The 9,189-nt window shown below is 73.9% G+C and carries 8 protein-coding genes and 1 pseudogene; 7 read left to right on the plus strand and 2 right to left on the minus strand.

Going from position 1 to position 9,189, the window contains the following annotated elements:
- Positions 1-356 precede the first annotated feature (356 nt).
- On the minus strand, positions 357-965 hold the full coding sequence (locus tag ABT245_RS24000; RefSeq protein ID WP_351736772.1) for a DUF1349 domain-containing protein: 609 nt from the start codon (positions 963-965) through the stop codon (positions 357-359).
- A 270-nt stretch (positions 966-1,235) separates the two neighbouring features.
- On the opposite strand from ABT245_RS24000, the pseudogene ABT245_RS46160 reads away from it, so the two are divergent.
- Positions 1,236-1,418 (plus strand): annotated as a pseudogene (locus ABT245_RS46160) (IS481 family transposase); the annotation flags it as partial.
- Here ABT245_RS46160 and ABT245_RS24010 read toward each other — a convergent pair.
- On the minus strand, positions 1,415-2,944 hold the full coding sequence (locus tag ABT245_RS24010; RefSeq protein ID WP_351736796.1) for an aldehyde dehydrogenase (NADP(+)): 1,530 nt from the start codon (positions 2,942-2,944) through the stop codon (positions 1,415-1,417). The pseudogene ABT245_RS46160 and the gene ABT245_RS24010 overlap by 4 nt on opposite strands.
- Positions 2,945-3,064: 120 nt before the next feature.
- Between ABT245_RS24010 and ABT245_RS24015 the strand changes: the two genes are divergently transcribed.
- From ABT245_RS24015 to ABT245_RS24040, 6 genes are all read left to right on the plus strand, one after another.
- Complete coding sequence (locus ABT245_RS24015) at positions 3,065-3,838, plus strand: IclR family transcriptional regulator (RefSeq protein ID WP_351736774.1); 774 nt, start codon at positions 3,065-3,067, stop codon at positions 3,836-3,838.
- Between the two features lie 88 nt (positions 3,839-3,926).
- Complete coding sequence (locus tag ABT245_RS24020) at positions 3,927-4,958, plus strand: hypothetical protein (protein WP_351736776.1); 1,032 nt, start codon at positions 3,927-3,929, stop codon at positions 4,956-4,958.
- Positions 4,955-6,235 (plus strand): sensor histidine kinase, encoded by a 1,281-nt coding sequence (locus ABT245_RS24025; RefSeq protein ID WP_351736778.1) that lies wholly within the window; start codon positions 4,955-4,957, stop codon positions 6,233-6,235. The genes ABT245_RS24020 and ABT245_RS24025 overlap by 4 nt, the downstream gene beginning before the upstream one ends.
- A complete protein-coding gene (locus ABT245_RS24030; protein ID WP_502982175.1) occupies positions 6,232-6,963 on the plus strand; it encodes a response regulator transcription factor in 732 nt (243 codons plus the stop codon). The genes ABT245_RS24025 and ABT245_RS24030 overlap by 4 nt, the downstream gene beginning before the upstream one ends.
- Before the next feature lie 54 nt (positions 6,964-7,017).
- Positions 7,018-8,475 carry a peptidoglycan D,D-transpeptidase FtsI family protein gene (locus ABT245_RS24035; protein WP_351736782.1) on the plus strand — a complete coding sequence of 486 codons (1,458 nt, stop codon included), beginning with the start codon at positions 7,018-7,020 and terminating at the stop codon, positions 8,473-8,475.
- Positions 8,476-8,631: 156 nt separating this feature from the next.
- A complete protein-coding gene (locus tag ABT245_RS24040; protein ID WP_351736784.1) occupies positions 8,632-9,039 on the plus strand; it encodes a hypothetical protein in 408 nt (135 codons plus the stop codon).
- The last annotated feature ends 150 nt before the right edge of the window (positions 9,040-9,189 follow it).

A 9,189-nucleotide genomic window follows, 5' to 3' on the forward strand; every position in this document is an offset into this window, starting at 1 on the left:
GTGCTGCCTGGTCATAGCCCCTGGTCAGGGGTTCGCGGTAACCTATGGTTCCCGTGGTTCAAGGGCAGGCGATGTCGCTCCAGATCTCGACGCGCATGTTCTCGGCTCTCTCCAGGTCCCGGCGGCGCGGGGGCGGTCCCCACGCTGTGGCTGAACCTTCAAGCAGTCTGTTTCATTCCCCGGTTCTGCGGTCGGGGCCACAGCCCGCCGGACCGGGCGCGGGCGAGTGGGGCGGCGCGGACGGGCGCGGACGGTGCGGGCGAGTGGGACGGCGCGGACGGTGCGGGCGAGTGGGGCGGCGCGGGCGGGCGCGGATGGTGCGGGCGAGTGGGGGCTACGCGGGCGGGCCCGTGCGCTCAGCTGCCGTCCCTCAGGTCGCTCGGCCAGGCGGGCCTGAACTCGATGTGGTCGTAGGTCACGACGCATCCCTCGCCCATCGGCGACTGGGTCAGGAAGCCGACCAGGGCGGCGCCCGTCTCCTTCTCGCCGTCCAGGGTGAACAGCCGTACGAAGGTCCAGCGGGCGCCGTCGCGGGAGGCGTGGAAGGCGAAGGCGCGGCCGGTGCGGCTGATCCGCAGCCAGATGGAACTGCCGTCCACGGTGAAGGAGTTGGCGTCGTCGGAGTGGCCCCGGGTGACCACCGTGCAGACGGTGGGCAGGTCCGGGGAGTACTCCAGGCAGAGCTTGGCCCAGGCCCGGTCGCCGACGTGGACGTAGAGCACACCGGCGTCGAAGGCGGCCCGGAAGCCCACGGTGACCCGGGCGATCAGCTGGAAGTCGCCCTCCGGCGCCCCGAGCAGCCGGGGCGCGTCGGAGGCCGGGTCCAGGGCCTCCCCGGTCGGCGGCACGAAGCGGTCCTGCCGGGGACCGGCCCACCCGGTGAGCACGCCGTCCTCGTAGGACCAGTGGCCGTCGGGTCCGTACGTACGCAGCGGGAAGGGCAGTTCGGGAAGCTCCACGTCCATCGGCCGATTCTCGCAGGCGGCCGGCCGCGGTCACCCCAGGGGCACGGGAAACCACGCGGTCACCCGCCCTGCCCTCCCCGCGCCCCGTCCGGCCAGGTCGTCGCCGGGTACGGGCCGCCTTCGCCGCCGGTGTGCGTCTACGTCCACGTCGACCCACCGTTGACCTGGACACGCCCGGCCGGCGGGGTCAGCTCGGCCAGGAACTCGCCGCCCCGGCCGACGCCCTCCGCCGCCTCGGCGGACAACCGGTGAGGTCGACGGGCGGGCGGGACAACACCGCGGGCACCCGAAGGGCACGGGAAACCGCACCGGACGACCGGACACACCCCCGCCGCCGCACTGCTCGCGTTCCCCCAGTGGCTGCACACCTACAATCACCACCGCGGACACACCGCGCTGAAAGGCCAACCACCCGCCAGCCGCGTCCCCAACCTCGCGGGTCACTACACCTAGCGCTCCAGGATCCCGTTGAACCGGCGGGGCAGCCCCAGGGGGTTGTCGTCCCGCAGTTCCGGCGGGAGCAGGGCCTCGGGGGTGTTCTGGTAGACGACCGGCCGCAGCCAGCGCTCGATCGCCGTGCCGCCCACGGAGGTCGAGGTGGAGGTCGTCGCCGGGTACGGGCCGCCGTGGTGCTGGGCGGGCGCCACCGCGACGCCCGTCGGCCAGCTGTTGACGAGGACGCGGCCGGCCAGCGGGGTCAGCTCGGCCAGGATCTCGGCGCCCCGGCCGGCACCCGCCGCCTCCTCGGCGGACAGCTGCACGGTCGCGCTGAGGTTGCCGGGCAGACGGGACAGCACGGCGCCGGCCTCCGCCTCGTCCTCGTAGCGGGCCACGACCGTCACCGGTCCGAAGCACTCCTCCAGGAGCAGGTCGTACGCGCCCGCTTCGGCCAGCTTCGCGGCCGGCACCGTGAGGAAGCCCGCGCTCACCGTGTGGTCGCCGCCCGCGCCCGGGGTGACCGGGGAGTCCACGCCGTCAAGCCCGGCGCGTTCGGCGACCCCGGCGACGAAGTCGTCCCGCATGCGGTGGTCCAGCAGGACCCCGGCCTCGGTGTCGCTGACCGCGTCGGTCAGGGACTTCACCAGCCGGTCGCCGGCCGCGCCCGACGGCACGAGCACCAGGCCCGGCTTCACGCAGAACTGGCCTACGCCGAGGGTCATGGAACCGGCGAGTCCCGCGCCGATCGCCTCGGCACGCTCGGCGGCGGCGGCCTCGGTGACGACGACGGGGTTCAGGGAGCCCAGCTCGCCGTGGAAGGGGATCGGGACCGGCCGGGCGGCCGCCGCGTCGAACAGGGCACGGCCGCCGCGCACGGAACCGGTGAACCCGGCCGCGGCGATCAGCGGATGCCTGATGAGTTCGATGCCCGCCTCGAAGCCGTGCACCAGCCCGACGGCGCCCGCGGGGATGCCGTGCTCGGCGGCGGCGCGCCGCAGCGTGTCGGCGACCAGCTCGGACAGGGCCGGGTGGTCGGGGTGGGCCTTGACGACCACCGGGTCGCCCGCGGCCAGCGCGCTCGCGGTGTCGCCGCCGGCGACGGAGAAGGCGAAGGGGAAGTTGGACGCCGAGTAGACGGCGACGACGCCGAGCGGGACCTTGATGCGGCGCAGGTCCGGCACGGGCGGGGTGGCGGTGTCGTCGGGGTGGTCGATGATGATGTCGAGGAAGGCGCCCTCGTCGACGAGCTTCGCGAAGGCGCGCAACTGGTAGGTGGTACGGGCGAGTTCGCCGGTCAGCCGGACCGGGCCGAGCGCGGTCTCCGCGTCGGCGGCCTCGATGAGCCGGTCCCGGGCCGCCTCCAGGCCCGCCGCGGCCGAGCGCAGGAAGGCCGCGCGGACCACGCGGTCGGCCAGTGAGCCGCGCGCGGCGTGAGCGGCCCGGACCGTGGCGTCGACCTCCTCGGCTGTGGCCTCCACCGCAACCTGTTCACGCTGCTTCCCGGTACGCGGGTCGACACTCCAGACTGGTGCTGCTGCCACCGCGGGTCCCTCCACAAGGATCTGGGTCATCCACCAGGTCGTTCGATATGTTGAACACCGTCTCAGGTGATGAATATGCTGTTGGAGACTATTTCCCGTCCGACGAAGGGGTCAAGGGCGATGCCGGCAGGCGAGACAGGCGGCGGAGCGCAGGTCAAGTCCGCGGTGCGAACCGTTGAACTGCTCGAGTACTTCGCCGGCCGGCCCGGTATGCACTCCCTCACGTCCGTCCAGGAGGCCGTCGGGTACCCCAAGTCCAGCCTGTACATGTTGCTGCGCACCCTTGTGGAGCTGGGCTGGGTGGAGACGGACGCCACCGGCACGCGCTACGGCATCGGGGTGCGGGCACTGCTCGTGGGGACGTCGTACATCGACGGCGACGAGGTGGTGGCCGCGGCCCGCCCCACGCTTGACCGCCTGTCGGACGACACGACGGAGACCATCCACCTGGCCCGTCTTGACGGCACGAACGTCGTCTATCTGGCCACCCGTCAGTCGCAGCACTATCTGCGCCCCTTCACCCGGGTGGGCCGCCGGCTGCCCGCGCACTCCACGTCCCTCGGCAAGGCGCTGCTCGCCACGCACACCGACGAGCAGGTGCGCAGGCTGCTCCCGGAGACGCTGCCCGCCCTGACCGAACACACCATCACCGACCGGGACAAGCTCATCGAGGAGCTGCACCGGGTCCGGGAGCAGGGCTTCGCCGTCGACCGGGAGGAGAACACGCTCGGGCTGCGCTGCTTCGGCGTCGCCGTCCCCTACCGCACGCCCGCCCGCGACGCGATCAGCTGCTCGGTGCCGGTGGCCCGGCTGACCCCGGCCCACGAACAGATGGTCAAGGACGCCCTGTTCGACGCCCGCGACCGGCTGACGCTGGCCACGCGCAGGCTGTGACGGACGAGGGCCCTCTCCCCCGCGCGGCGGAGGCGGATCGGTACGGCGCAGGAGGTGCCGGAACCGGTGTGCGCGGGAGCGTGGACGCATGACACCGCCCCCGGCGTCCGCCGCCACGCCCGTACCCGCGTCCCGTGCCACCGTGCCCCGGCCCGATCCGCGGCGCCGGCTGCTGCGGTCCGTCGCGATCGTGGCCTGTGTGCCGTACATCGGGCTGAAGGCCGCCTGGCTCGCGGGCAGCCGGGTCGGGATACCGCAGGGCAGCCCGCTGCTGGAGCATCGCGCCACGATGGCCGTCGCCAACGCGCTGAGTGTGCTGCTGGACGCGGCCGTGATCGTGCTCGCGGTGCTGCTGACCCGGCCGAGGGCCCGGACGGCACCCGCCTGGGCCGCGGTGTTCCCCGTCTGGGTCGGCACCGGACTGCTCGCGCCGATCACGGCCGGCTACCCGCTCCAGCTGGTCGCCGACGCGCTCGCCGGGAGTGGCGCCGGGCCCGCGGATCCCGGGCGGCGGCCCTTCCTCGACGCATGGGTCTTCGGGGTGGTCTACACCGGGTTCATCATGCAGGGGCTCGCGCTGGGCGCGCTGTTCGCGCTGTACGCCCGTGACCGGTGGGGCCGGGTGTGGCGGGGCAGGGTGGGCGACCTGCCGGCCGGGGCCACGGGGGCGGCGCGGCGGGCCTGCGCCGGGGGTGCCGCGCTCGCCGCGCTGCTGCCGCTCGGCACCCATCTCGTGTGGGTGCTGGGCGGCACCGCGGGGCTCAGCTCCGGCCGTGCCGCGGACCGCACCAGTGACTTCTATGTGATGGAGGCCGTGGCCATCGGCTTTCTGCTCGCCGCCGTCACCGGCGGCTGGCTGCTCGCTTTCCGGCGCGGCCGGACCCTGCCGGTCGCGGTGCCGCTGACCCTGGCCTGGCTCGGTTCGGGCGGCGCGGCCTGCTGGGGCGGCTGGCTGGCGCTGGCCCCGCTCGGCGGGAACGGCGACCTCGGCGACCTGCCGACCCAGCCGATGAACCTCACCTACGCCGGCCAGCTCGTCACCGGCGTCCTGGTCGCGGCCCTCGGCGCCCACTTCTGCGCCGAGCGGTACGCCGAGGCCCCGAAGCGGCCACCGGCGTGAGGGAGTTCACCCGGTCGGTGCTCGGCCGTACCGCGCGCCGCCGCTGGGTCCATCTGATCCTGGGCGGCGCGCTCGCCATGCCGTACGTCCTCGTCGGCGAGGTGGTCATCGGCCCGCTCAGCGGCTCGCGCCAGGTGTCCTCCGAACTGCCGCTGCAACTGGCCTCCTTCGCCCTCGGGCTGCCGCTCGCCGCGCTCACCGCGCTGCTGTTCCCGCTCGCCCGGCCGCTGGAGGCCGCCGCCGCGCGCGCCCTGTGCGGGCTCGCGCCCGACGCGCTGGACCACGGCCCCGCCCGGACCCCGGCCGCGCGCGGGCGCACGGCGGCCTGGTTCACGCTGCACCTCGGGTTCGGCGGGATCGTCTCGGGGATGTCCCTGGCCGTGCCGCCGCTGGCATTGGTGCTGATCGTGCTGCCCGTCCCCGCGGTGCTGCGCGACTCGCGGCTCGGGCTGCCCGAAGTCCTCGGCGAGCCTTGGGCGTTGCCGCTGTGCCCGCTCGCCGGTGTCGCCCTGCTGCTCGGGCTCGCGGGCTGCGCCGCCGGGTGCGGCACGCTGCTCGCCCGGTGGGCTCCGGCGCTGCTCGGGCCCACGCCCGAGGACCGGCTCGCGGCGGCCGAGGCGCGCGCCGCCGACCTCGCCGTGCGCAACCGGCTCGCGCGCGAACTGCACGACTCCGTCGGGCACGCGCTGAGCGCGGTCACCCTCCAGGCGGGCGCGGCCCGCCGGGTCCTGGACACCGACCCGGAGTTCGTCCGCGAGGCACTCGCCGCCATCGAGGACACCACCCGGCGCACGGTCGGCGAACTCGACGCCGTGCTCGGTGTGCTGCGGGACGGCGACCCGCCCGGCACGGCGCCCGCGCCCACCCTCGCGGCCGACCTCGACGGGCTGGTGCGCCGCACCCGGGCCGGCGGACAGCGGGTGACGGCCACCGTCACCCTCGATCCCGCCGCCCTGCCGCCGCTCGTCTCCCGCGAGGCGTACCGGATCGTGCAGGAGGGACTGAGCAACGCCCTCAGGCATGCGGCGGGGGAACCGGTCGCGCTGTGCATCGGCGGCGCCGACGGACGGCTGGAGATCACCGTGGAGAACCCCGTGGGCGCCGCCGGCGTCTCCCGTCCCGGCGTGTCCCGTCCCGGCGTCCCCCGTTCCGGCGGCGGCCACGGCCTGCGTGGCATCGCCGACCGGGTGCGGCTGCTCGGCGGGGAGTGCCGGGCGGGCGCGTCCGGCGGGACGTGGCGGCTGCACGTACTACTGCCGTGGAAGGGACCCGTATGACACCGCCGCCCGCAGCTGCGCCGACACCGCCGCCGACGCCTGCACCAACGCCTGCGCCAACGCCTGTGCCTGTACCGCCGTCGATCCGTATCGTCGTCGCGGACGACGAGCGCATGGTCCGCACCGCCCTGCGCGCCATCCTCGCCGCCGAACCGGACCTGGTGGTGGTCGGCGAGGCGGCGACCGGCGCCGAGGCCGTGTCGGTCGTGCGGGAGCTGCGGCCCGACGTGGTGCTGATGGACGTGCGCATGCCCGAGATGGACGGGATCCGGGCCACCGAGCGCATCCTGGCCACGCTCGACGCGCCGCCTCGCGTCGTGGTCGTGACCACCTTCGAGAACGACGCGTACGTGTACGACGCGCTGCGCGTCGGGGCCGCCGGTTTCCTGCTGAAGCGGGCCGACGCCGACACCCTCGTCCAGGCGGTGCGGCTCGTCGCGCGCAGCGACAGCCTGCTGTTCCCCTCTGCCGTACGGAGCCTCGCCGCGGAGCACGCGCGCGCGTACCCGGCTCCCCCGGCCTGGGTGGCCCGGCTCACGGGCCGCGAACGCGAGGTGCTGCGGCATCTGGCCGACGGGCTGACCAACGCGGAGATCGCGCGCCGGATGCGGGTGGGGCCCGCCACGGTGAAGACACATGTGGCGGCGGTCCTGGCGAAGACGGGGACCCGCGACCGCACCCAGGCGGTGATCGCCGCGTACGAGGCGGGTTTCCTGAGCGCACGATGAGAAAACGGGTCCAACGGGAACGTTTCCCACCGTTGCCTCGTCCTTGTCACCGGGATGAACAAGACGATCAGGCGGGCGTCCGTCTTCGCGCTGCTGCTCGTGCTCGCCCTGCTGGCGCGGGCGACCTGGGTGCAGTTCTACGACGGCAAGGCCCTCGCGGACGACAAGAACAACCGGCGCAACGCGATCCAGACGTACGCGGCACCGCTCGGGAACATCGTCGTGGCCGGGGAATCGATCACCGGCTCGGCGCGCACGTCGGGGGGCGACCTCGCGTACAAGCGCACCTACAAGGACGGCGCGCTGTACGCCGCGGTGACCGGCTATGCCTCGCAGAGCTATGCGCCCACCCAGCTGGAGGGCATCTACCAGGATCTGCTCAACGGCACGGACACCCGGCTCAGGACCGTCATGGACACGGTCACGGGCAAGCGGGCCGACCCGGGCGACGTGGTCACGACGATCGACCCGGACGTGCAGAAGGCGGCGTACGACGCGCTCGGCGGCAAGAAGGGCGGCGCCGTCGCGATCGACCCCAGGACCGGCCGGATCCTCGCGGTCGTGTCGACGCCGTCGTACGACCCGAGCACGCTCACCGACGCCAACACCGCCGGGTCCGCCTGGAAACGGCTCAACGCCGACCCCGACAAGCCGCTGACCAACCGCGGGCTGCGCCAGCCGCTGCCGCCGGGCTCGACGTTCAAGCTGGTCGTCGCGGCGGCGGCGCTGGAGGACGGACGGTACGCGAACGTGGACGAACCGACCGACAGCCCGGACCCGTACCGGCTGCCCGGCACCACACGGGACCTCGCCAACGAGAACGCCTCCGCGCCCTGCGAGAACGCCTCGATCCGCACCGCCCTGCGGTACTCCTGCAACAACGTCTTCGCGAAGATGGCCGTCGACCTCGGCCAGGACAAGGTGAAGGCCATGGCCGACAAGTTCGGCTTCGACGACGACAGGCTGGACGTGCCGGTACGCGCCTACACCAGCGTCTACCCGTCCGGCATGGACAAGGCGCAGACCGCCCTGTCGGGCATCGGCCAGTTCGATGTGACCGCGACCCCGCTGCAGATGGCGATGGTGTCGGCGGCCATAGCCAACGGCGGTGTACTGGTCTCTCCCCATATGGTGTCGCGGATCACCGACAGCGGCGGCGATGTGCTGCGGAACTACGACGACGGCGGCGACGGCACCCGGATCGTCAGCTCCACGACCGCCGAGCAACTCCGGTCGGCGATGCAAACGGTGGTCGAGCAGGGCACCGGCACCAACGCGCGGATACCGGGCGTCACCGTCGGCGGCAAGACCGGCACCGCGCAGCACGGCGAGAACAACAGCAAGACGCCGTACGCCTGGTTCACCTCCTACGGCACGTCCGACTCCTCGGGCAAGCAGGTCGCCGTCGCGGTGATGGTCGAGCAGTCGGACGCGGCGCGCTCGGAGGTCAGCGGCAACGGGTTGGCCGCGCCGGTCGCGAAGGCCATGATGCGGGCCGCGCTCAAGAACTGAGGATCACGGACGCCGCATGGCCGACCGCGGGTCGCCCGTGGCCGGTGGCGCACACCTTGGACGATTGGCGGCAGCCGACGGCGGACACGCTCACTGGCGGGAGCCGTCGCCGACGGTGACCGTCGAGCCGCCGAGCGGACGGAGGGGGACACTGCGATGGATCTGACGCCGATCGTGGCACCGGGGGCCCAGGCGCTGGTCGCCGCGATCATGACCGACGGGTGGGAGCGGGTGCGCACCTGGCTCGCGGACCGGTGGAGCGGGCGGACCGGCGAGCCGGCGGACGAGATCGAGCGTCGGCTCGACGACGCGCACCGGCAGACGTCCGACCCGGGCCCGGACGACGACCGGGGCCTGGACGACGGCGAGGCGCGGGAGCGGGTCGCCGCCCACTGGACCGCCTTCCTGCTGGCCGCCGTCGCCGAGCGGCCCGAACTCCTCGGCCTCGTCCGCGAACTCGGCGCGCCCGGCGGGTCCGTGCACAACAGCAACAGCGGAACGGTCACCTCGCTCGTCCAGAGCCGTGATGTGCACGGCGGAATCCGGTTCGGCCCGAGTTCCTGAACACGCGTCCGCCGCTTGGCGGTGGCGCTGTCCGGCTGCGGGCGACCGCGACGGGGCTAGGGCGTGTTTCGAAAGTCCCGTCTGGCCCGCGACGCCTGGCACGGCACTCCCCCAGCCTTCGGCCGGGAGGTGCCCCCACGCCGCGTTGTC

It is taken from the genome of Streptomyces sp. NPDC001508 (assembly GCF_040298665.1).
Taxonomy (GTDB): domain Bacteria; phylum Actinomycetota; class Actinomycetes; order Streptomycetales; family Streptomycetaceae; genus Streptomyces.

Bases quoted from the DNA above. Each gene is read 5' to 3' on its own strand.
- ABT245_RS24000 (WP_351736772.1), bottom strand. From the start codon at position 965: ATGGACGTGGAGCTTCCCGAACTGCCCTTCCCGCTGCGTACGTACGGA.
- ABT245_RS24015 (WP_351736774.1), top strand. From the start codon at position 3,065: ATGCCGGCAGGCGAGACAGGCGGCGGAGCGCAGGTCAAGTCCGCGGTG.
- ABT245_RS24020 (WP_351736776.1), top strand. From the start codon at position 3,927: ATGACACCGCCCCCGGCGTCCGCCGCCACGCCCGTACCCGCGTCCCGT.
- ABT245_RS24030 (WP_502982175.1), top strand. From the start codon at position 6,232: ATGACACCGCCGCCCGCAGCTGCGCCGACACCGCCGCCGACGCCTGCA.
- ABT245_RS24035 (WP_351736782.1), top strand. From the start codon at position 7,018: ATGAACAAGACGATCAGGCGGGCGTCCGTCTTCGCGCTGCTGCTCGTG.
- ABT245_RS24040 (WP_351736784.1), top strand. From the start codon at position 8,632: ATGGATCTGACGCCGATCGTGGCACCGGGGGCCCAGGCGCTGGTCGCC.